The following is a 21,112-nucleotide window of genomic DNA, read 5'->3' on the forward strand; positions in this document are numbered from 1 at the left end:
TAAAGAATATTTAAAATAATTTGTAAATAAAATATGTTTGTAGGGGTTTCGCTAGGGAAGTGCCCAAAAAAATGAAAAGGAAGGAGGCACTTGGTTGAAAACGATAACAATTGCAGCTGAAGAAGCAAAGGGACTCGTTCGGAAAAAGCTGGCGGGTGCCGGTTTGAATGAACGAGATGCTGAAAAAGTAGCAGATGTTCTCGTGCACGCTGATTTGCGCAATGTACATTCGCATGGCGTGCTGCGCACAGAACACTATGTGAACAGGCTTTTAGCGGGAGGGATCAATCCTGAGGCACAGCCGGTTTTTAAAGAGACGGGGCCTGTGACCGGGGTGCTTGACGGAGACGATGGTTTCGGTCATGTGAATTGCGACATGGCGATGGACCATGCAATTGACATGGCGAAGAAAAACGGAGTCGGCATGGTCACGGCTGTAAACAGCAGCCATTGCGGAGCGCTAAGCTATATTGTGCAAAAAGCGGCTGACGAAAAGCTGATCGGAATGGCAATGGCGCATACAGACAGTATCGTTGTCCCGTTTGGGGGGAGGACTCCTTTTTTAGGGACAAATCCGATTGCTTACGGTGTTCCGGCTAAGCATAAAAAACCGTTTATTCTAGATATGGCGACATCCAAAGTGGCTTTTGGGAAGATTCTGCAGGCCCGTGAAGAGGGCAAAGACATTCCTGAAGGATGGGGAGTCGATGAAAACGGAGAAGCAGTAACTGATCCTGACAAGGTCGTCTCACTTTCAACATTCGGCGGCCCGAAAGGCTATGGACTATCGATTGTGGTGGATGTATTTTCTGGATTGCTGGCGGGCGCCGCCTTTGGCCCCCATATTGCCAAAATGTACAGCGGCCTAGATCAAAAAAGAAAGCTGGGGCATTACATTTCCGCGATCAATCCAGCCTTTTTTACTGACTTGGATACGTTTTTAGAGCAGATGGATGCCATGATCGATGAACTGCAGCAATCACCGCCGGCTGTTGGATTCGAAAGAGTGCATGTACCCGGCGAGATCGAGCAGCTGCATGAAGAAAGAAATAAGAAAAACGGAATTTCTATCGCCCGGAGCGTGTATGAATTCTTAAAAAGCAGGTGAGTAAAATGAAAGCGGTTCAAGTGCGAAAAGCGTATGATCTGGTGACAGCGGAGGTGAAGAAGCCAGTTCTTTCAAAGGATGATGAAGTGCTCGTGAAAGTCAAGCGAGTCGGCATTTGCGGGTCAGACATGCACATTTATCATGGAACGAATCCGCTTGCTACCCTCCCTAGAGTCATCGGACACGAGGTAACGGGACAAGTGGAGGAAGTTGGTGCGAAAGTTCAGAACCTAAAACCCGGTGACCATGTGGTGATTGAGCCGATTTCTTATTGCGGCACATGTTACGCCTGCCGCAAAGGGCGGCCGAATGTTTGCGTCAAGCTTTCTGTATTTGGCGTACATGAGGACGGAGGCATGCGGGAATATATTGTGCTTCCGGAAAGGCAGCTTCACGCGGTCTCAAAGGACTTGCCTTGGGAGGAAGCAGTCATGGCCGAGCCTTATACGATAGGCGCCCAGGCAGTGTGGAGAGGTCAGGTGGAAAAAGGTGATACCGTTCTGATCCAGGGAGCGGGGCCCATCGGAATCTGTGTGTTGAAAATGGCAAAGCTGGCGGGCGCTGCTGTCATGATGACTGACTTGAACAACGAGCGGCTGGCATTTGCGAAAGAAAACGGCGCCGATGCTGTTGTAAATGTCCAAGCAGAACATGTTGCCAAGCGGGTCCTTGAATGGACTGGGAATGAAGGAGCAAACGTGGTCATTGATGCTGTTTGCCTGCCGGAGACTTTTGCACTTTCAATTGAGGCTGTGTCACCGGCGGGACATGTGGTTGTGCTTGGATTTGATGAAAGAGAGGCTCAGATTTCTCAGCTGCCAATTACAAAAAAAGAAGTCACGATAACCGGATCGCGATTGCAGACCAATCAGTTTCCAAAAGTGGTAGAGCTTTTGAATGGAGGCCGGTTAGTGCATAACGGGCTGGTGACCCATACATTTTCAGTTGATGACGTTCATCATGCATTTCAGTTTATTAAGGAGCATCCAGATCAGGTGCGAAAAGCCGTCATCACGTTTGATTAAATGACTGAATCCGGAGGTGCGAGCATGAATATGACATTCCGATGGTATGGAAGAGGCAACGATACAGTCACACTTGAACACGTGAAGCAAATTCCCGGTGTCAAAGGCATCGTTTGGGCTCTCCATCAAAAGCCTGTCGGCGACGTGTGGGAAAAAGAAGAAATCAGAGCCGAGACCGAATATATTCAATCCTATGGTTTTCATGCTGAAGTTGTAGAAAGCGTGAATGTTCACGAAGCAATTAAACTTGGGAACGAAGAACGCGGCCGGTATATTGAAAACTACAAGCAAACGATCCGCAACCTTGCCGGATTTGGCGTGAAAGTGATCTGCTATAATTTTATGCCGGTTTTTGACTGGACACGCACGGACATGTTCCGGCCGCTAGAAGATGGATCGACCGCTCTGTTTTTTGAAAAGACCAAGGTGGAAAGCCTTGATCCTCAAGAGCTGATTCGGACGGTGGAGGATGCATCTGACATGACACTGCCGGGGTGGGAGCCCGAAAAATTGGCTCGGATCAAAGAGCTTTTTGCTGCCTACAGAACGGTCGATGAAGAAAAGCTATGGGACAATTTATCATTCTTTTTGCAGGAAATTCTTCCTGTTGCTGAGGCCTATGGTGTTCAAATGGCCATTCATCCGGATGACCCGCCGTGGCCGATTTTCGGACTGCCGCGCATTATCACAGGAGAGGCAAGCTATAAGAAACTGCGGGCGATATCAGATTCACCGTCTAATTGTATCACCCTTTGTACAGGTTCAATGGGAGCCAATCCCGCTAACGACATGGTGGAGATCGCTAAAACGTATGCCGGCATCGCTCCATTTTCACATATTCGCAATGTGAAAATTTATGAGAATGGCGATTTTATTGAAACATCTCATTTAACAAAGGATGGTTCGATCAACATTCAAGGCGTGATGGAAGAACTGCATAAGCAGGATTACGAAGGATATGTCAGACCGGATCATGGGCGCCATCTTTGGGGCGAGCAATGCCGCCCAGGATATGGCTTATACGATCGGGCACTTGGCATCATGTATTTGAACGGGCTGTGGGACGCCTATGAAGCAATGGCAAAAAAAGAGGTGGGCGTATGATCCCACTGCATGAGAACCTGGCAGGTAAAACGGCTGTCATCACTGGCGGCAGCGGCGTGCTTTGCTCTGCGATGGCACGGGAGCTAGCCCGTCATGGCATGAAGGTGGCGATATTGAATCGGACGGCTGAAAAAGGCCAAGCGGTCGAGAAGGAGATAACGGCGGCTGGCGGCACAGCGTGCGCTGTTGCTGCGGATGTGCTGGACAGGATGTCACTGGAGCGGGCAAAGGAAGACATCCTTGGCCAATTTGGCGCTGTTGATCTGTTAATTAACGGGGCTGGCGGCAATCATCCTGACGCGATAACCGATGTGGAGACATATGAAGAAGCGGGAGAAGGCCAATCCTTTTTTGATATGGATGAGAGGGGCTTTCTAACTGTATTCTCCACCAATTTCACCGGTGCGTTTCTGGCCTCTCAAGTGTTTGGAAAAGAGCTGCTTAAGGCTGATTCACCGGCGATTATCAATCTATCTTCGATGAGTGCTTATTCACCTATGACGAAGGTTCCGGCATACAGTGCCGCGAAAGCATCCATTAATAATTTTACGATGTGGATGGCTGTTCATTTTGCCGAAACCGGGCTGCGGGTCAATGCGATTGCCCCAGGCTTCTTTCTGACAAAACAAAATCATGATCTGCTGATCAACCAAGATGGAACGTTCACCAGCCGATCTCACAAAATTATTGCGGGAACACCGATGAAGCGCTTCGGAAAACCCGAGGATTTGCTCGGTACGCTTCTTTGGCTGGCGGATGAATCCTATTCGGGTTTTGTCACTGGGATCACCGTTCCTGTCGATGGAGGATTTATGGCTTATTCAGGTGTGTAACGAAAGCGGTGCAACAGAAACTGAACCAACATAGGGGTGAGGTTGAGATGTTTTCAAAAGATAAGCTTCCCGTTATCCTTTTTTTGTTCCTGGCAGGGGTGATTAATTACCTGGATCGCTCGGCGCTTTCCATTGCAGCTCCTTTTATTCAGGATGATCTCACATTGTCTGCCACGCAAATGGGCTTGATTTTCAGCAGTTTTTCGATTGGTTATGCGATTTTTAACTTTCTTGGGGGCGTGGCATCCGACCGCTATGGGGCAAAGCTGACCTTGTTTGTCGCGATGGTTGTTTGGTCGCTGTTTAGCGGAGCAGTCGCCCTCGCTTTTGGCTTTGTCAGCCTGCTGATTATACGCATTCTCTTCGGAATGGGAGAAGGCCCGCTTTCGGCGACCATCAACAAGATGGTGAACAACTGGTTCCCGCCGACCCAGCGGGCGTCTGTTATCGGTGTAACCAACAGCGGCACGCCGCTCGGGGGAGCCATTTCCGGCCCGATAGTCGGCATGATCGCAGTGGCGTTCAGCTGGAAGGTATCCTTCGTTCTCATTATGATTATTGGATTGATATGGGCAGTGCTCTGGTTCAAGTTTGTCAAAGAAAAGCCGCAAGAGACCATCAAGGAAGCACCGGCAATAAAAGCAGAAACGTCTCCCGGAGAAAAAATTCCGCTCACCTTTTACCTGAAGCAAAAAACGGTCCTGTTCACGGCGTTCGCTTTTTTCGCTTACAACTACATCCTCTTCTTCTTTTTGACGTGGTTTCCGAGCTATCTTGTCGACGAGCGGGGATTAAGTGTTGAATCGATGAGTGTCATCACGGTCATACCGTGGATTTTAGGATTTATCGGGCTGGCTGCAGGGGGATTTGTTTCTGACTATGTGTACAAAAAAACGGCCCGAAAAGGTGTGCTGTTCTCGCGCAAGGTTGTGCTTGTCACGTGTTTGTTTTCATCAGCTGTCCTGATTGGTTTTGCCGGGCTTGTGGCAACGACTGCGGGGGCTGTCACTCTTGTCGCTCTGTCAGTGTTCTTTCTTTATTTGACCGGTGCTATCTATTGGGCTGTCATTCAAGATGTGGTTGATCAAAACAATGTCGGTTCTGTTGGCGGCTTCATGCATTTCCTCGCCAACACGGCAGGAATTATCGGCCCGGCTTTAACCGGATTTATTGTTGACCAAACAGGCACGTTTTCTGGAGCATTTTTGCTTGCCGGAGGGCTGGCTGTCTTCGCTTCACTTGCTGTGATTCGTTTTGTCCGTCCAATCATCGGCAAGACAGCGGGAACAGAAGCGGAAAACCCTGTGTCTTATTAATCTGGAAATACAGTGGGAGAGGCGGTATGTTTGATGATACAATATACAGTAAATAATCGCAGCCGGTATGATAAGGAAGGGAATTAGATGGTAACCATAAAAGATATCGCAAAACTCGCAAACGTATCCCACACTACCGTTTCCAGAGCACTCAACAACAGCCCTTACATCAAAGAACATACGAAGAAAAAAATATTAGAGCTAGCAGAGCAGCTCAACTATACACCAAATGTAAATGCGAAAAGTCTGGCGATGCAAAAGTCGCATACGATCGGGCTTTTCTTTACAAGCATTACAAACGGAACCTCACACAGCTTCTTTGCAGACACAATTAAAGGCGTCAATCAAGCCATAAGTGAGGATTACAATCTGTATGTGCGCGGCATTGATGATCTGAAAAACTATGACTCCGTTACACCGATGAGATATGACGGCATCATTTTAATGAGCCAAAGTGACATTGATAATTCCTTTATTTACCATATTCGCGAAAAAAACATTCCGCTTGTCGTGCTGAATCGTGATATTGATGATCGCACCATCACGAATATTTTGTCCAATGACAAGGAAGGCTCTCAAGAAGCTGTAGAATACTTCATTCAGTCCGGACATCAAGACATCGCCATCATCGAGGGGATCGAAGGCTTTAAATCCTCTCAGCAGCGAAAGGAAGGCTACTTATCTGCACTGATTCAACATCATATTCCGATCAAGCATGAATACAGTGTCAAAGGACAGTACGATATGGAAAGCGGCTTTCAAGCGATGGAGCGGCTGCTGGCACTGCCGAATCCTCCAACCGCTGTTTTTTGTTCGAATGATGACATGGCAATCGGAGCGATGAATGCGATATTCGCAAAGGGCCTGCGCGTCCCTGATGATATTTCGGTGATCGGGTTTGATGATATTGGGTTTTCACAGTACATCACGCCAAGGCTTTCAACAGTAAAGCGCCCAGTGGAGAAAATCAGCGTGCTTGGCGCGCAAAAACTCTTGTCTCTGATCAGCAAGCCCGAAACAAAAGCAGAAAAAATCTTGGAAAACACAGAATTTATGGTGCGTGATTCAGTCAGACGATTGACGACGTGATGTCCCGTTTTTCAGCGGGCATTCTTTATACAGAAAAATGTTAACGTGTGCATAAAAAGAGGGAGGCAATAAGGGTGCAGAAGCTGAATAAAAATGTGTACGATCACTATACTCAGTATCCAGAAAAAATTCTCCAATTCGGAGAAGGAAACTTTCTTCGGGGATTTATCGATTGGCAGATTGATCAATTGAATCAACACACTGATTTTAATGGGAGTGTGGCGGTTGTTCAGCCAAGGGGTTCAGAAAAAATCAAACGATTAAATGAGCAAGATGGATTATATACGCTTTTTTTACAAGGAATGAAAGACGGAGAAGCGGTAAACGAGCATATGATTATCAACTCAATCAGCCGGGGAATTGACCTGTTTTCTGATTATGAAGCATACAAAGAATTGGCATCAAGCGAAGAGCTTCGGTTTATCATCTCCAACACCACTGAGGCTGGGATTGTATGTGATGAAAAAGATCGTTTAGAGGATAGGCCGCAAAAAACATTCCCTGGGAAATTAACTGCATTTCTCTACTTCCGCTATCAGGCTTTTAAAGGAGATCAGACAAAAGGGTGTGTCCTAATCCCATGTGAGCTGATTGAGAACAACGGTGAAAAGCTGAAGGAAACGGTTCTTCATTATGCAGGTCTGTGGAAGCTGGAGGAAGGATTTACACAGTGGATTCATGAGGCCAATACGTTTTGTAATAGTTTAGTAGACCGGATTGTTCCGGGTTTTCCCGTCGACAGCATTGATGAGATCACGGCAGATCTTGGCTATCAGGATGATTTGATAGTTGTGGGAGAGCAATATTATTTATGGGTTATCGAGGGGCCTGATTGGATTGGAAAAGAACTTCCCTTTGCGGCTGCAGGGCTGCATACAAAGATCGTCAGCGACCTCACCCCATACCGGACTAAAAAAGTAAGAATTTTAAATGGCGCTCATACAGCAATGACGCCAGTGGCTTTATTATACGGCTTGAAGACTGTTAGGGATGCAGTCGAGCATCCGGAAGTGGGGCGATTTATAAGAGAGCTGATTGATGACGAAATTCTTCCTGTTTTAAAAATGGAAGGTCTTTCTCAGTATGCTGACGATGTGCTGAACCGTTTTAAAAACCCGTATATTAAGCATTACCTGGAAAGCATTGCATTGAACTCCGTTTCCAAATTCAAAACGAGAAATCTGCCGACTCTTAAGGAATATGCTGAACAAAAGGGACAGCTTCCTGAACGCTTGGTGTTTTCTTTCAGCGCTCTTCTGTATTTTTATCATGATAATGAGACATTGCAGGATGATCCGGCAGTGCTTCAATTTTTCAAAGAGGTTTGGTGTCAGGAGGATGGCGACATGCTTCGGATTGCATCAAGAGTGTTAGGCGAACAGCGGCTGTGGGGGGCAGATCTCAATGAGATACCGAGGCTGACTGATAGAGTCGCTGTTTACTTGAATCATATTCATGAGCTGGGCATGCAGAGGGCTCTTGAACAATACTGCATACAAGGGGGAGAGGTACGTTGAAGTCGTTTATAAAGATTCATAAGCAAGATAATGTCCTTCTTGCTCTGCGGGATATCCAAAAGGGAGAGAGGCTGCATGCGGACGGCGTGTCGCTTGAAGTAAAGGATGATATAAAAAGAGGCCACAAGATTGCATTGCAGCCTATTAAAAAAAATGACAGCATCATCAAGTACGGGTTTCCAATCGGTCATGCATCACAAGATATATCGATCGGAGAGCATATTCATGTCCATAATACGAAAACAAACCTGTCTGATATCCAATCATACAGCTATACACCGAGATTTGATGAAAATCCGTATTCTAATGAGAACCGGACGTTTAAAGGTTTTAGAAGAGAAAACGGAGATGCGGGTGTACGGAATGAATTGTGGATTGTCCCAACTGTCGGCTGTGTCAATGGAATAGCAGAAAAAATGCTGCAGCGTTTTGTCAGAGAATCAGGGGATATCGCTCCATTTGATAACGTACTGGTGTTAAAGCATCAATACGGATGCTCGCAGCTTGGCGACGATCATGAAAATACGAAGCAAATCCTGCTGAATGCCATTCGCCATCCAAATGCCGGCGGCGTCTTGGTGTTAGGGCTTGGCTGTGAAAACAATGAGCTGGCAAGAATGAAGGAAGCACTGCAAGATGTGAACCTGGAGCGGGTGAAGTTTCTGGAATCCCAGTCGGTGACCGACGAAATGGAGGCAGGTGTTGCTTTGCTGAAGGAAATTCATGAAGCGGCCAAAGGAGATAAGAGAGAAGACATTCCGCTGTCTGAACTGAAGATCGGGCTGAAATGCGGAGGTTCGGACGGTTTTTCCGGCATAACCGCAAACCCGCTGCTTGGACGTTTTTCAGATTATCTCATTGCACAGGGAGGGAGTACTGTGCTGACGGAAGTACCGGAAATGTTCGGCGCAGAAACCATCCTGATGCAGCGGGCTGCCAATGAAGAAGTGTTTCATAAGATAGTCGATTTAATCAATGATTTCAAACAATACTTTATTAAACATGATCAGCCGGTGTACGAAAATCCTTCACCGGGCAACAAAGCGGGCGGCATTTCTACACTTGAGGATAAATCGCTGGGCTGTACGCAAAAAGCGGGGATTTCTCCTGTCACGGATGTCTTGAAATACGGGGAAGTGCTCAAGACAAAAGGACTGACGCTTTTGAGCGCACCGGGCAATGATTTGATCGCCTCCTCCGCATTGGCGGCTGCCGGCTGCCAAATTGTCCTCTTTACAACGGGAAGAGGCACGCCGTTTGGCACCTTTGTCCCGACGGTGAAAGTAGCGACAAACACCGAGCTGTATGAGGCGAAGCCGCATTGGATTGATTTTAACGCAGGCCTTTTAGCAGAGGATGATGTTCATGAGGAATATGTGCTGCGTGAGTTTATCCACTATATGATAGAGGTGGCAAGCGGCCAGCTTGTGAACCATGAAAAAAATGATTTCAGAGAACTCGCCATTTTTAAATCGGGTGTGACGCTATAATAAGAAAAGGCTATCCTTCAAGCGCGGATAGCCTTCTTCATTAAATCAATTTTAAACCGCTGACTAAAATAATGGACGCCATAATAAATTGCAGTGGACGCGGGGAGAATCGAGGCGAAAGATGGCTTCCGATCAGCACGCCGGGAATTGAACCAATGAGCAGATTAGCTGCCAGCATGTAATCCACGCTTCCGAAGCTTGCGTTCAAAATGCCTGCTGCCGTAACAAGAAGAAATGCATGCGCGATATCGGTTCCGACAATCTGTGACGCTTTCATGTTAAATAAGTAAATCATGGCGATTGCAAATAATGAGCCGGAACCGATTGATGTTAATCCGACGATAAACCCAAACACCACACCAATAAGAATTGTCAGCGCCCTCTTATTTTCAAGCGGCATCAGCTGCCAGCGGTTGGGGCGAAGTTTTCTATCCAAAAACAAACGAACGATGATTGAAATGGCAACCAGCGTTAACACATATCCTAGAGCATGCTTAATAATTTCTTCCTGATGCTGGTGAAAGGCGGGGAACAAATGCAAGATGCCAATGGCTAGCGAAGCACTCGGAATACTGCCGATGGCTAAGTATTTTACCAATTTAAAGTTAATCGTTTTCTGCCGCCAATGGGAGGCAACGCCAAACAGCTTTGTGATCGAGTTATATACAAGATCTGTACCGACCGCGATGGAAGGATTAATTCCAAGCACAATTAAAAGGGGAGTTAATAAGGCCGCTCCACCTACTCCCGTCAATCCGACTAAGGCTCCGACAAACAAACCCATCAATATGATGCTTACACTCATGATAAAGGCCTCCTGAAAACCCGACTATTTTTATCAGATTATATATGATTAGGACGCGTTAATCAATTAAATTTTTTGAATTTTTGCACGTCAGCTGCTTGAAATTTTGGTATGCTCAATATCTCTATTCATTTGCCCTATAATGAGTGTCTGGATGAAATCGAGAAGTACTAAAGGCGCAAAAAAAAGATACCTCTTAACAGGTATCTTTTTTCTTGTTTACGCTACATGCGCTGCTGATAGAAAGGAAGCTCAGTGTGGCCCATTTCCCGCACATACACGAACAGGTTGCCTTTATGGTGAATTTCATGCTCCATTGCAAGCTGAAGCAGCGCGCGGCCTGTGACTTTTCTGCCGAAAGCGGATGTCAGATCAATTTCTCTGTCCAGCTGCTCTTCAGTCAGCTGTTCAAGGATAGCGGCCGTTTTTTCTGTATATGTTTTTGCCAGAACATTGAGATCTGTTTCTGTTTCTTCCTGCTTGTTTTGAAATGGTGAGGCATTGCCTTCCTTAATGACATTTGCGAACAAGTGGAAAGACGTAAGAATGTGTTTGACCAGCTCTTCTGCTGACATTGATGTTTCTGCCGGTTTGTAGCTGTAATGGTCTTTGCTGATTTTTTCGGCAAGCTCATTGGTCACGTTTCGATGGGATAAAAAATGGCTGACAATTTGATTGGATTGGCTCATTATGATCTCCTCCATATGTAAAAATAAATGGTGCAATGAAATCCTATATCAACGGTTATGAATTCACAAGTAATATGCTGTGGGATGAAACAAAATGCTATGTCAATCGTATATATAACGTTCACAAAACATGAAATGGAGTATAAACATGACTAACATACCTTTCATTTATCAGTACGAAGAAAAAGAGAATGAAAGAGCTGCGGCGGGCTACGGCACTTTCGGTTACCTTATCACACGGATTGAAGAAACGCTTTATGATCAATACGGTGTATTCTATGAGCTCTATGCCAGTGATGATCCAAATACGGAATACTGGGAGCTTCTTGTAGAAGATGTCCGCAGCGGTTCATTGGAGCCTGAGCATGTGGCATATATATTTGAAAAGCTTGAAAAGAAAACCTTTGCTTACGATGAAGATGAGAAAGAACCGGATTATACCGTCCATAAGTCTATAAGAAACAGTGTATACGCGTATCCTGAAAAGGGAGTTGCTTTTGCCAGAATTCCATATTTTCAAGATGGGAGCATTATGAGTTTTGATTGTCTGTTTGCGGTTAACGATGAAAAGATGCGTGCATTTCTGGAGGGAGTCAGACCGCGTCTTTGGGAAAAAAGCAAGCGAAAAGTGACCGTGTTTACGGATGGAGATGGAGGGACTTCAAGAGAGCAGGAAGCCATTGTCAGAGAGGTTCAGCGGAGTCAAGTCATCATGAATCCGCTATTGAAAAAAGAGATATACAGATCAATTGATCAGTTTTTTCATAGTGATAAATCGTTTTATCAAACATATGACATCCCTTACAAGCGCGGTATTCTGTTATATGGACCTCCTGGAAACGGAAAGACGACGTTAGTGAAGTCGATCGCAGGCAGTATCGATGCACCTGTTGCTTATTGGCAAATTACTGAATTTACGTCGAGTGAGACAATAGAAGAAGTCTTTCAGGCAGCGAGACGCCTCGCTCCTGCAGTTCTGGTCATCGAGGATATAGATTCGATGCCGGAAGATGTGCGGTCCTTTTTTCTCAATACGCTGGACGGCGCGACATCAAAAGAGGGGCTATTTCTCATCGGTACGACAAACTATCCCGAAGAGATCGATCCAGGTTTGATGAATCGTGCAGGGCGATTTGACCGTGCCTATGAAATCGGGCTTCCGGATGAAGAGCTGCGGCTGGAATATATGAAAATGAGAGGCTTTGGCATCTTTTTGAGTGAAGGAGAAATAAAAAACGCCGCAAAACTTACAGAAGGCTTTTCCTTTGCACAGCTGGGAGAATTATATGTATCTTCAGCCCTTCAATGGCACCAAGAAGGGAATCACCATATTGAAACCATGGTGAAAGACATGACAGGAGAGCAAAGAAAAAGCCAGCGGGGAAGCTGGATGGAAAGAAACAAAGTCGGTTTTCACTAAAAGAAAGCACGGGTGTTTGAAAAACCCGTGCTTTTTTGTTGCGGTTAGCCGAAATTCGACAATTGCGGTTATTTTGCGTTCTTCTTTTTCTTGCAAATATGATAAAATATTACATATCTCGGGTAATTCAAAAAGGGGGGATTAATTGAGGATGAAGCAGACGATTCCGTCCTCTTATGTCGGGCTTAAAATTAATGAATGGTATACTCATATCCGGCAGTTCCACGTCGCTGAAGCCGAACGGGTCAAGCTCGAAGTAGAAAGAGAAATTGAGGATATGGAAGAAGACCAAGATTTGCTGCTGTATTATTCTTTAATGGAGTTCAGGCACCGTGTCATGCTGGATTACATTAAGCCTTTTGGAGAGGACACGTCGCAGCTAGAGTTTTCAGAATTATTAGAAGACATCGAAGGGAATCAGTACAAGCTGACAGGGCTTCTCGAATATTACTTTAACTTTTTTCGAGGAATGTATGAATTTAAGCAGAAGATGTTTGTCAGTGCCATGATGTATTATAAACGGGCAGAAAAGAATCTTGCCCTCGTCTCGGATGATATTGAGAAAGCAGAGTTTGCTTTTAAAATGGCTGAGATTTTTTACAATTTAAAACAAACCTATGTTTCGATGAGCTACACCGTTCAGGCATTAGAAACATACCAAATGTATGAAACGTACACCGTCCGCAGAATCCAATGTGAATTCGTTATTGCAGGTAATTATGATGATATGCAGTATCCAGAAAGAGCATTGCCCCACTTAGAACTGGCTTTAGATCTTGCAAAGAAAGAAGGCAATCCCCGCCTGATCAGTTCCGCCCTATATAATCTCGGAAACTGCTATGAGAAAATGGGTGAACTGCAAAAGGCAGCCGAATACTTTGAGAAATCTGTTTCTATTTGCAAGTCGGAAAAGTTCGATAATCTTCCGCATTCTATCTACTCTTTAACACAAGTTCTGTATAAACAAAAAAATGACGCCGAAGCGCAAAAAAAGTATCGTGAAGGATTGGAAATCGCCCGTCAATACAGTGATGAATTATTTGTGGAGCTTTTTCAATTTTTACATGCGTTATACGGAAAAAACATTGACACAGAATCGGTCTCACACACCTTTCAATTTCTTGAAGAACATATGCTGTATCCTTATATTGAAGAGCTGGCGCATGATGCTGCCCAATTCTATATAGAAAACGGACAGCCCGAAAAAGCACTTTCATTTTATGAGAAAATGGTGCACGCACAAAAACAAATCCAGAGAGGAGATTGTTTATATGAAATCTAAATGGATGTCAGGTTTGTTGCTCGTTGCGGTCGGGTTCAGCTTTACTCAGGTGATGGTTCATGCAGGTGAAACAGCAAACACAGAAGGGAAAACATTTCATATTGCGGCACGCAATCAAACATGATGCATAAAAAAGACCCTTAAGGGTCTTTTTTATTTCTTCAGCTTCCATTCTTTTATCGTCAGCTCAGAAGATCCACTTGCCACCAGCGGATCCGCATGCCCGATTTCCGCTGCCTCTTCCAGTGAACCTGCTTCGATGACATACGCTCCGCCTGTGGCGTCGCTGAATGGCCCAAACATTTTTAAACGCTTTTCTGCCTGTAAACGATCCAGAAATTCATAGTGCCCAGCCACATGCTCCTGATTAAATTTCTCCGTTCTCATTGTCAGCATTAAATATGTATACATATTCAGACCCTCCATGAACTTCAGTTTAACACATTTATCCATATTACGGTGATAGATGATATGAGCTTTTCGTCCTACGAATGCCACCTATTTATGAAAAAAGAAAAGGAGAGATGATAGGTGAGCATTCCAGTAAAGAAAAATTTGGTTTCTGAGGCGAAATACGCGTTGAAGTGTCCTAATGCAATGTCCGCTGAATACATTACCATTCACAACACGGCAAACGATGCGTCAGCGGCCAATGAAATCAGCTATATGATCGGGAACACAAGCTCGACAAGCTTTCATTTTGCAGTCGATGATAAAGAGGTGATTCAAGGTCTGCCGCTTAACCGAAACGCCTGGCACACAGGTGACGGCACAAACGGTCCGGGAAACCGCAAATCAATCGGCGTTGAGATTTGCTACAGCAAATCGGGAGGCCCGAAGTATGAGGCAGCTGAAGCCTTGGCGATTTCATTTGTTGCACAGCTGTTGAAGGAGCGCGGCTGGGGCATCGATCGGGTGAGAAAGCATCAGGACTGGAGCGGAAAGTATTGCCCGCACCGCATTTTATCAGAGGGGCGCTGGGATCAAGTGAAGGCGGCGATTGAAAAGGAATTAAACGGGAGCGTATCAGCGAAAAAAGCTGCAGTCTCTTCTTCGGCGTCTGAATATCATGTAAAAAAAGGCGACACACTGTCAGGGATTGCCGCATCACACGGGGCCAGTGTGAAAACGCTGCAAAGCATAAATCATATCACTGACCCGAACCACATCAAAATCGGACAGGTGATCAAACTGCCTCAGACGGCATCTGCTTCTAAAAGCCATGCCGCATCCTCATATCCGCTCCCATCCGGCGTGATCAAAGTGACAAGCCCGCTGACGAAAGGGACAAAAGTAAAGCAGGTGCAGACTGCTTTAGCCGCTCTTTATTTTTATCCTGATAAAGGAGCGAAAAATCACGGCGTTGACGGCGTTTATGGCCCGAAAACAGCAAATGCAGTGAAACGTTTTCAGTCTGTCAGCGGTTTAACGGCTGATGGGATTTACGGTCCGAAAACGAAAGCGAAGATGGAGGAAAAGCTGTAAATGAAAAGACGGAAGCTGTGAAGCTTCCGTCTTTTCGCCTTACATACAAACTGCGGCAAGCACCTTTTGAATATCATAAATGCTTTCATCTTTTTTAAACTGCTTTGAGACAGCGGGAAGTTCCGCGCCGGAGATCCAAATTTTCAGCTCTGAATCAAGGTCAAAGCGGCCGGCAGTTTCCACGCTGAATCTGGAAATGCTTTTGTACGGAATCGATTGAAATTCCGTTTTCTTGCCTGTGATTCCCTGTTTATCTACAAGGATAAGCCGCTTGTCAGTAAAGACAATCAAATCGCGAACCAGCTTAAACGCGGCTTCAACATTCTCACCCTCAAGTAAAATATGGGCAAGCTCTTCTTTCACAGCAGCCGTTGACAGTGTTGACGCATTGCCGAGTAATCCATCAATAAACCCCATCATATACCTCCTCTGCGTATTCTATCAAATCATACTATAAAAAAGGTTTTCATTCATAGATGAGTAGAGTAAACTGGTGCTGACTGGTAAAGGGGGCGTTCAAAATGGAAGATATGTATGACAGCTTTGCAGCCCTTTCTGCTTCTGAGTCGGAGTACCGGATTATTTATGAGGAGAAAAACGGAAGTGAGCTTATCGTCCTCGGTCCTCACGGCGGCAGAATTGAGCCTGGCGTCAGTGAACTGGTGCGGGCATTTTCGGATCGATGTTCCATCTATTTGTTTGAGGGTCTAAAGCAGCGAAACAACCGTTCCTTGCATCTCACTAGCATTCGTTTTGATGAGCCGCTGGCTTTAGAAAAAGTGAATGACCACCATTACGCATTAGCGTTTCACGGGTATTATGATCCGAAAATCCCGCATACATTGGTCGGGGGGGCGGATCGTAAAAAAGCCAAGCTCATTTGTGAGCGTCTGAATGAAGCGGGTTTTAGCGCCGAGCTCACTAATGAGAAAGACCGCCTGGCAGGTGTACACCCAAACAATATTGTCAATCGGACGAAAAGAGAAATGGGACTGCAATTGGAGGTAAGCACGGCACAGCGAAACGCGCTATTCCGCAATTTTGGGTGCCGTGATAAAAGCTACATACAAAACGATTTGTTTGATCGATATGTGGAAGCCGTCAAGCTTGGCTTTTATAAATAAAACTAGACGGGACCTGCACGGTCGGCCTATTCCTTCATACGCTGGGGTTGTGCGAAAGTGTAGGAGGAATGATTCATGTTTTATCATATAAAAGAGCTTCAATATCAAGCAAAGCCAGCTCATCCCGATCCGGTTTATGCGAAAAAACTTCAAGAGGTGCTCGGCGGCCAATTCGGTGAAATTAGCGTCATGATGCAGTATTTGTTTCAAGGGTTTAACTGCAGGGCGGATGCTAAGTATAAAGATTTGTTATATGATGTGGGGACCGAAGAGATTGGGCACGTAGAAATGCTGGCAACGATGATTTCCAGACTTCTGGACAATGCACCCGCGGATGTACAGGAGGATGCTTATAAAAGCAATCCCGCTATTGCAGCAGTCATGTCAGGGATGAATCCTCAGCACGCGATTGTGTCCGGATTGGGGGCGATGGCATCAGATAGTGAGGGCTATCCGTGGAATGCAAAATACATTATCTCAAGCGGAAACCTGCTGGCCGATTTTCGCGCTAACTTAAATGCGGAGGCCCAAGGACGCCTTCAGGTGACACGGCTTTATGCCATGACCGATGATCCAGGGGTAAGAGATATGCTGTCATTTTTGATTGCAAGGGATACCTATCATCAAAATATGTGGTACGCGGCCATTAAAGAGCTGGAGGAAAGAGAACGGGATATTGTCGTCCCGACGACGTTTCCGCGTGAGCTCGAAAAGCAGGAAGTCTCCTATGACCTGTTTAACTTTTCCAAGGGGGATGAAAGCTCACAAGGAAGATGGGCACATGGGGAAGCCTTTGACGGCCGGGGTGAATTCAGGTATATCCCGGCTCCGATTGCGTTCGCATCTGCGCCTCATCTTAAACCGGCGCCCATGTGGCTGCATAATACAGTTCCCCCAATGTCGAAATGTTAGGTTCTCTTCTGGGCTGAGGAATATATCCTCAGCCCTTATTTGATCAGATGTTTTTGCCAATATGATATAACGCTTTTTCCTCAGCGACCTGCAAGTGCTGCTGATCGCCTTCCTCGTACGCATGTGGCCGCTTGTGAGATAATAAATAAGCGAGCCGCTTCTGAAATTGAATACCTGCTTTACGCCGTTCAAACATGTCAAGCCTTTTATCAGCAAATTCCTTTGTTACCCGGAATACCGCCGAAATTGTGGCGAGTGCCTGGCTTCTCCATTGCGGCAGTTCCATCTGCAACAGCATAAAGGTTGGCACACAGAAGTGGTACATAAATTGATTTGCCTGGAATTCCTGAAGCTCTCTGAAGAGCTTGTTCATCTGAAAATGATTGCCTGCATGCTTTAACACGTGGCACAGCTCATGGCCAAAATCCTCCCATTGCTCTTCCCGTGACTTTTTTTGGTTCAATACGATACTGTACATGCCGTCGTATTTCACCATCATGCTCCCCATATCCTCAAAATGCACCCAAATATCCAGATCCTTTGCGATTTTCAGCATGTCAATGTGATGAGGGGATGTGATGCCCAGCCGGCCGTATAAATTTTTAACGTATTCCTCCAGATGTGATAAGTAATCGCCCAATTGAATACTCCCTTTCGAACATTTGTTCTGTTTTTAGCGAGAAAGAAAAGCCCGTATAGGACTGGAAAGTAGTGTAGAAATCTTTCCCTTTTCTTTAAAAAATAAACACTTTTTTCTTTATATCGGTCTACTTTTTATATGTTTTAGAGAACAGAGAACGATTTATTTATTTTTCGGTTTGCGGTTTTTCTCTTTTTCTTTTAAATAGTTGATAAATTCGATGGCCTGCTGTTTGCTTTCTGGGGAAAAATCCTGCATATCGCGGTATGCAAGCTGCAGGTCCGGATCTGAGAACATATCGTCATCGGATTTTTTGTCTTTTCCCGTTAATAAGTAATCAGTCGTTACTTGAAAGTAATCAGCCAGCTTTTGGAGTGTGTCGTAATCAGGTTCGCTTCGCCCATTTTCATAGTGGGAATATCGTGCCCGTGACACACCGATGTGTGATGCGATTTCTTCCTGTGTCCTTTTCCCTCTGAGACTCTTCAATCTGCCGCCTATCATACTATGACCTCTCTTTTTTAAACTCCCTAAGTTACTTATGATTATAGATACAATATGTATCAAAATAAAGTTATGATAAAAAAAGTATCAAAAATAACTTGATGATACATAATGTATCGTTTATACTTGGTAACAGCTGATACAAAATGTATCAAAAAAAGATCAGGAGAGTGATCACATGTATCCGATCCAAATCGTTTTTAGTGAAAGTCCCATAGATCAGCGCCATCTCGGACAATCCGGCGGCACCATTTCGTTTACCGCATGCGGCCTTCCGGTGTTTCACTTTGAAACGCAGGAACAGTTTCAAGCATACATGATGTTAAAAGGAGAAGCGGCGTCCAATGAAAAACGATAAAAGCTATCCTTTTCCGACGTATTCAGGGCTATTGAATTCAGAACATTATGACAAAATTGGCCCGGCGCTATGGCTGTTTCTCTGGTTTATCAGCTCAACAACAAAAGAAATCGAAAAAGACGGCGTAAGCTGGGGCATCGTACTCGGCCATAAGCCGTTAAAAGCGAGAGAAATGGCGGCAGTCTTCGGCGTAAGTGAAAAAACCGTCAGAAGATGGCTGGAGCTTCTCGAAAACCATGATTACATAAAGGCCGTCCGTGCGCCATACGGACTGATGATTTCGGTCAAGCATTCCAAAAAATTCAGCTTCAGATCGGACAATACTGTACACGGGAGTCTAAAAGAACGGCCATTTTCGCCGCAGACACCGGACACAAACGACCGTACAGATATAGATAAAACAAACAAATATACTGCTGCTGATGATGCAGTGGATCACATTGCGAAGCGGTTTACACAATTACGGTCGGCTCAAGAAGGACGCACCGTGTATCCTTCCTCAAGAGATTATCAAGCCATCGCCCGCATTGTTGCCATCGGCGTTCCTGTCACGCAAACAATCAAATGGCTTGAAGAATGCTTTCAGGCTTTTGAAAACCGGCGGACCGCCGCTTCTGAAACAATCAAGGCTTTTCGCTACTGCTCGAAATTCATTGAAGATCGATTTTTCGCGCAGCAAGCCAAAAAGAATGCCGCAATTCAGCATGAGAGGATGAAAAAACATGACAAAACGAACAATCGAACAGATTTTGGACGAGCTGAGAAGAGGGAGACGTCCATTACTGGCGGACAAACCGGCCGAATCAGACGCAAGCAGGTATGATTGCCTGCGCTGCAAGGATCAGGGAGGTTATCTCGTCAGGCAGAATGGCCTGGAAGTCTGGACGATGTGCAGCTGCATAGCAGAACGGAAAGTGAAGCGGCTGCTGGGTGCAAGTGAGATTACCCACGCTTTCAGACAACTCGGCTTCAAGGAATTCCGCACGGAGGGAAAGCCGCAGGCTATAAAAGACGCATTTGAGTGTACAAAAGAGTATGTTGCCGATTATGAACAAATCAAGGATTGCCGAAAAAACAGCATTGCCCTTTTAGGACAGCCCGGATCAGGGAAAACACACCTTTTGACTGCCGCTGCCAACGAATTAATGAGAACATGCTATGTGCCTGTCATTTATTTTCCGTTCGTGGAAGGCTTTACTGATCTGAAAAATGATTTTGCCCTATTAGAAGCGAAGCTGAACCGGATGAAGCAGGCGGATGTGCTGTTCATTGATGATCTGTTTAAACCGGTTAACGGCAAACCCCGCGCTACAGATTGGCAATTAGAGCAAATGTATTCGGTACTCAACTATCGCTACTTAAATCATAAACCGATTTTGCTTTCGAGCGAGCTGACAATTGAAGCACTTGTACGGGTCGATGAAGCGCTCGGCACGAGAATCTATGAGATGTGCAGTGACTATTTAGTGATTATCAAAGGAGCAGCCTACGAGCTTAACCATAGATTGGAGGGCGTCAGATAATGTGCAAGCTTTGTCAAACAAAGAAAGTCATTGTGGAACATACCGGTATTGGGGTCGTTTTTCATCCATGTCCGAACTGCCGGTCCGGCACTGACTTAACGCCTGTCATTCAAAAGCTGGAGCAAATGCTGACAGCGGGAAAAGCGAGGCTGAATATCTATGATTAAACAGCTGACTGCTCTAATCACTTTGCTGTTTCGGGCAAAGCGAACAGAAAAAAACATTGAACAATGGTATAAGGACGACGGGAAGTGAAAGTGTTGGCAAAGACAAAACAGGCAGAGAAAAGCCCTGCGCCGTGGCGTGCTGTCCCGTGCGGGGATACGAAACCGATCTATATTTATTCAGCTTACAGTGAAGAAGAAAAAGAAAGATTCCCATATTCAAACGGACGGCTGATTGCCGCTGTATTTGACCTTAGCTCTTATTCGCAAAAAAGCAATGCCGCTTTGATGGCCGCTGCGCCTGAATTGCTGGAAGCGTCTAAAGCAGCGCTTGATTTTCTGAAAGGGAATTCTGTTCATTCAAAGGAGCGCATCATTCAGCTATTAGAAAAAGCTGAAGCAAGCGCTGCACCGAAAAGGGGAGGAAATAAAACATGATTCATCCTAAAAAACTGCTGCATATCGATTCCGTCACGCTTAAGAGCCAGCTGGAGGACGGGAAAATCCGTGTCATTATTGTGGATGGCATCAAGCAAGAAGCATGGATCACAGAAGCGCCCGAGCATGGAAAAACGCTCGTCGAAACAAGAAAGGGCGACCTTGCCCGAGTGGAATTTGAAATCGGCTACAAATTAAATTAAAGCGAAAACAGAATACGTCCAAGACGGAAAGCCTGCGGACACTGATCAACTGCACAGCATTTGTGCGTTGATTGGTGTCCGTT

Annotated in this window: 26 protein-coding genes; 20 read left to right on the forward strand and 6 right to left on the reverse strand. The window is 45.5% G+C overall.

All coding sequences use genetic code 11. The annotated features are described in order from the left end of the window. Nucleotides 1-94: 94 nt before the first annotated feature. From allD to CW370_RS01990, 8 genes are all read left to right on the forward strand, one after another. Nucleotides 95-1,108 (forward strand): ureidoglycolate dehydrogenase, encoded by a 1,014-nt coding sequence (gene allD / locus CW370_RS01955; protein WP_024571370.1) that lies wholly within the window; start codon nt 95-97, stop codon nt 1,106-1,108. Between the two features lie 5 nt (nt 1,109-1,113). Continuing rightward, nucleotides 1,114-2,133, forward strand: a complete 1,020-nt coding sequence (locus CW370_RS01960) for a zinc-binding alcohol dehydrogenase family protein (RefSeq protein WP_024571369.1) — start codon at nt 1,114-1,116, stop codon at nt 2,131-2,133. Between the two features lie 24 nt (nt 2,134-2,157). Beyond that, nucleotides 2,158-3,237 (forward strand): mannonate dehydratase, encoded by a 1,080-nt coding sequence (uxuA, locus tag CW370_RS01965; protein WP_029946348.1) that lies wholly within the window; start codon nt 2,158-2,160, stop codon nt 3,235-3,237. Then, entirely contained in the window at nt 3,234-4,070 is an 837-nt protein-coding gene (locus CW370_RS01970) for an SDR family oxidoreductase (protein ID WP_029946347.1), read from the forward strand. Before uxuA ends, CW370_RS01970 begins: the two co-directional genes overlap by 4 nt. 47 nt (nt 4,071-4,117) lie before the next feature. Then, complete coding sequence (locus CW370_RS01975) at nt 4,118-5,386, forward strand: MFS transporter (RefSeq protein ID WP_029946346.1); 1,269 nt, start codon at nt 4,118-4,120, stop codon at nt 5,384-5,386. Between the two features lie 87 nt (nt 5,387-5,473). Next, nucleotides 5,474-6,475 carry a LacI family DNA-binding transcriptional regulator gene (locus tag CW370_RS01980; protein ID WP_015383414.1) on the forward strand — a complete coding sequence of 334 codons (1,002 nt, stop codon included), beginning with the start codon at nt 5,474-5,476 and terminating at the stop codon, nt 6,473-6,475. A 74-nt stretch (nt 6,476-6,549) separates the two neighbouring features. Beyond that, nucleotides 6,550-7,992, forward strand: a complete 1,443-nt coding sequence (locus tag CW370_RS01985; RefSeq protein ID WP_029946344.1) for a tagaturonate reductase — start codon at nt 6,550-6,552, stop codon at nt 7,990-7,992. After that, on the forward strand, nt 7,989-9,482 hold the full coding sequence (locus tag CW370_RS01990; RefSeq protein ID WP_029946343.1) for a UxaA family hydrolase: 1,494 nt from the start codon (nt 7,989-7,991) through the stop codon (nt 9,480-9,482). Before CW370_RS01985 ends, CW370_RS01990 begins: the two co-directional genes overlap by 4 nt. 40 nt (nt 9,483-9,522) lie before the next feature. On the opposite strand, the gene CW370_RS01995 is transcribed toward CW370_RS01990, so the two are convergent. Both CW370_RS01995 and CW370_RS02000 read right to left on the reverse strand, forming a co-directional pair. Then, nucleotides 9,523-10,287, reverse strand: coding sequence for a sulfite exporter TauE/SafE family protein (locus CW370_RS01995; protein ID WP_014476525.1), 765 nt, complete (start codon nt 10,285-10,287; stop codon nt 9,523-9,525). 224 nt (nt 10,288-10,511) lie between these two features. Continuing rightward, a complete protein-coding gene (locus CW370_RS02000; RefSeq protein ID WP_014479541.1) occupies nt 10,512-10,976 on the reverse strand; it encodes a DinB family protein in 465 nt (154 codons plus the stop codon). A 148-nt stretch (nt 10,977-11,124) separates the two neighbouring features. Between CW370_RS02000 and yjoB the strand changes: the two genes are divergently transcribed. The 3 genes from yjoB (at nt 11,125) to phrA (ending at nt 13,802) form a co-directional block, all read left to right on the forward strand. Beyond that, a complete protein-coding gene (gene yjoB, locus CW370_RS02005; RefSeq protein ID WP_003245490.1) occupies nt 11,125-12,396 on the forward strand; it encodes an ATPase YjoB in 1,272 nt (423 codons plus the stop codon). 145 nt (nt 12,397-12,541) lie between these two features. Beyond that, a complete protein-coding gene (gene rapA / locus CW370_RS02010; protein WP_101169463.1) occupies nt 12,542-13,678 on the forward strand; it encodes a response regulator aspartate phosphatase RapA in 1,137 nt (378 codons plus the stop codon). After that, nucleotides 13,668-13,802, forward strand: a complete 135-nt coding sequence (gene phrA / locus CW370_RS02015; protein WP_003245487.1) for a phosphatase RapA inhibitor PhrA — start codon at nt 13,668-13,670, stop codon at nt 13,800-13,802. The genes rapA and phrA overlap by 11 nt, the downstream gene beginning before the upstream one ends. Nucleotides 13,803-13,831: 29 nt before the next feature. Here phrA and CW370_RS02020 read toward each other — a convergent pair whose 3' ends face one another. Next, nucleotides 13,832-14,089 (reverse strand): YciI family protein, encoded by a 258-nt coding sequence (locus CW370_RS02020; RefSeq protein WP_024572656.1) that lies wholly within the window; start codon nt 14,087-14,089, stop codon nt 13,832-13,834. Nucleotides 14,090-14,209: 120 nt separating this feature from the next. Between CW370_RS02020 and CW370_RS02025 the strand changes: the two genes are divergently transcribed. Next, nucleotides 14,210-15,163, forward strand: coding sequence for an N-acetylmuramoyl-L-alanine amidase (locus CW370_RS02025; RefSeq protein WP_029946413.1), 954 nt, complete (start codon nt 14,210-14,212; stop codon nt 15,161-15,163). Between the two features lie 39 nt (nt 15,164-15,202). Here the strand turns inward: CW370_RS02025 and CW370_RS02030 are convergent, their stop codons facing one another. Further along, a complete protein-coding gene (locus CW370_RS02030) occupies nt 15,203-15,580 on the reverse strand; it encodes a PH domain-containing protein (RefSeq protein ID WP_014476529.1) in 378 nt (125 codons plus the stop codon). A gap of 104 nt (nt 15,581-15,684) precedes the next feature. On the opposite strand from CW370_RS02030, the gene CW370_RS02035 reads away from it, so the two are divergent. Continuing rightward, nucleotides 15,685-16,287 carry a poly-gamma-glutamate hydrolase family protein gene (locus CW370_RS02035; RefSeq protein WP_015252289.1) on the forward strand — a complete coding sequence of 201 codons (603 nt, stop codon included), beginning with the start codon at nt 15,685-15,687 and terminating at the stop codon, nt 16,285-16,287. A 75-nt stretch (nt 16,288-16,362) separates the two neighbouring features. Further along, nucleotides 16,363-17,199 carry a manganese catalase family protein gene (locus tag CW370_RS02040; protein WP_024572597.1) on the forward strand — a complete coding sequence of 279 codons (837 nt, stop codon included), beginning with the start codon at nt 16,363-16,365 and terminating at the stop codon, nt 17,197-17,199. Between the two features lie 43 nt (nt 17,200-17,242). On the opposite strand, the gene CW370_RS02045 is transcribed toward CW370_RS02040, so the two are convergent. Beyond that, complete coding sequence (locus CW370_RS02045; RefSeq protein WP_024572596.1) at nt 17,243-17,839, reverse strand: ImmA/IrrE family metallo-endopeptidase; 597 nt, start codon at nt 17,837-17,839, stop codon at nt 17,243-17,245. 162 nt (nt 17,840-18,001) lie between these two features. Further along, entirely contained in the window at nt 18,002-18,343 is a 342-nt protein-coding gene (xre, locus tag CW370_RS02050; protein WP_003232719.1) for an HTH-type transcriptional regulator Xre, read from the reverse strand. Nucleotides 18,344-18,521: 178 nt separating this feature from the next. Here xre and CW370_RS02055 point away from each other — a divergent pair, with 178 nt between their 5' ends. From CW370_RS02055 to xtrA, 6 genes are all read left to right on the forward strand, one after another. Beyond that, on the forward strand, nt 18,522-18,701 hold the full coding sequence (locus tag CW370_RS02055; protein ID WP_019712457.1) for a hypothetical protein: 180 nt from the start codon (nt 18,522-18,524) through the stop codon (nt 18,699-18,701). After that, nucleotides 18,688-19,524 carry a phage-like element PBSX protein XkdB gene (locus tag CW370_RS02060; RefSeq protein WP_003245799.1) on the forward strand — a complete coding sequence of 279 codons (837 nt, stop codon included), beginning with the start codon at nt 18,688-18,690 and terminating at the stop codon, nt 19,522-19,524. Before CW370_RS02055 ends, CW370_RS02060 begins: the two co-directional genes overlap by 14 nt. Then, nucleotides 19,424-20,224 carry an ATP-binding protein gene (locus CW370_RS02065; protein ID WP_080009791.1) on the forward strand — a complete coding sequence of 267 codons (801 nt, stop codon included), beginning with the start codon at nt 19,424-19,426 and terminating at the stop codon, nt 20,222-20,224. The genes CW370_RS02060 and CW370_RS02065 overlap by 101 nt, the downstream gene beginning before the upstream one ends. Next, nucleotides 20,224-20,391, forward strand: coding sequence for a hypothetical protein (locus CW370_RS02070; RefSeq protein ID WP_003245588.1), 168 nt, complete (start codon nt 20,224-20,226; stop codon nt 20,389-20,391). Before CW370_RS02065 ends, CW370_RS02070 begins: the two co-directional genes overlap by 1 nt. An 84-nt stretch (nt 20,392-20,475) precedes the next feature. Next, nucleotides 20,476-20,826: a phage-like element PBSX protein XkdD gene (gene xkdD / locus CW370_RS02075; protein ID WP_021479479.1), complete on the forward strand. Its 351-nt coding sequence runs from the start codon at nt 20,476-20,478 to the stop codon at nt 20,824-20,826. Continuing rightward, nucleotides 20,823-21,029: a phage-like element PBSX protein XtrA gene (xtrA, locus tag CW370_RS02080; protein ID WP_003244900.1), complete on the forward strand. Its 207-nt coding sequence runs from the start codon at nt 20,823-20,825 to the stop codon at nt 21,027-21,029. The genes xkdD and xtrA overlap by 4 nt, the downstream gene beginning before the upstream one ends. Nucleotides 21,030-21,112: the final 83 nt, after the last annotated feature.

The organism is Bacillus sp. SN32, assembly GCF_002837495.1.
GTDB classification, from domain to species: domain Bacteria; phylum Bacillota; class Bacilli; order Bacillales; family Bacillaceae; genus Bacillus; species Bacillus subtilis.

Coding starts and splice junctions, on each gene's coding strand:
- CW370_RS01960 (WP_024571369.1), top strand. CDS start 1,114: ATGAAAGCGGTTCAAGTGCGAAAAGCGTATGATCTGGTGACAGCGGAG.
- uxuA (WP_029946348.1), top strand. CDS start 2,158: ATGAATATGACATTCCGATGGTATGGAAGAGGCAACGATACAGTCACA.
- CW370_RS01970 (WP_029946347.1), top strand. CDS start 3,234: ATGATCCCACTGCATGAGAACCTGGCAGGTAAAACGGCTGTCATCACT.
- CW370_RS01975 (WP_029946346.1), top strand. CDS start 4,118: ATGTTTTCAAAAGATAAGCTTCCCGTTATCCTTTTTTTGTTCCTGGCA.
- CW370_RS01980 (WP_015383414.1), top strand. CDS start 5,474: ATGGTAACCATAAAAGATATCGCAAAACTCGCAAACGTATCCCACACT.
- CW370_RS01995 (WP_014476525.1), bottom strand. CDS start 10,287: ATGAGTGTAAGCATCATATTGATGGGTTTGTTTGTCGGAGCCTTAGTC.
- CW370_RS02000 (WP_014479541.1), bottom strand. CDS start 10,976: ATGAGCCAATCCAATCAAATTGTCAGCCATTTTTTATCCCATCGAAAC.
- yjoB (WP_003245490.1), top strand. CDS start 11,125: ATGACTAACATACCTTTCATTTATCAGTACGAAGAAAAAGAGAATGAA.
- phrA (WP_003245487.1), top strand. CDS start 13,668: ATGAAATCTAAATGGATGTCAGGTTTGTTGCTCGTTGCGGTCGGGTTC.
- CW370_RS02020 (WP_024572656.1), bottom strand. CDS start 14,089: ATGTATACATATTTAATGCTGACAATGAGAACGGAGAAATTTAATCAG.
- CW370_RS02030 (WP_014476529.1), bottom strand. CDS start 15,580: ATGGGGTTTATTGATGGATTACTCGGCAATGCGTCAACACTGTCAACG.
- CW370_RS02035 (WP_015252289.1), top strand. CDS start 15,685: ATGGAAGATATGTATGACAGCTTTGCAGCCCTTTCTGCTTCTGAGTCG.
- CW370_RS02040 (WP_024572597.1), top strand. CDS start 16,363: ATGTTTTATCATATAAAAGAGCTTCAATATCAAGCAAAGCCAGCTCAT.
- xre (WP_003232719.1), bottom strand. CDS start 18,343: ATGATAGGCGGCAGATTGAAGAGTCTCAGAGGGAAAAGGACACAGGAA.
- CW370_RS02055 (WP_019712457.1), top strand. CDS start 18,522: ATGTATCCGATCCAAATCGTTTTTAGTGAAAGTCCCATAGATCAGCGC.
- CW370_RS02060 (WP_003245799.1), top strand. CDS start 18,688: ATGAAAAACGATAAAAGCTATCCTTTTCCGACGTATTCAGGGCTATTG.
- CW370_RS02065 (WP_080009791.1), top strand. CDS start 19,424: ATGACAAAACGAACAATCGAACAGATTTTGGACGAGCTGAGAAGAGGG.
- CW370_RS02070 (WP_003245588.1), top strand. CDS start 20,224: ATGTGCAAGCTTTGTCAAACAAAGAAAGTCATTGTGGAACATACCGGT.
- xtrA (WP_003244900.1), top strand. CDS start 20,823: ATGATTCATCCTAAAAAACTGCTGCATATCGATTCCGTCACGCTTAAG.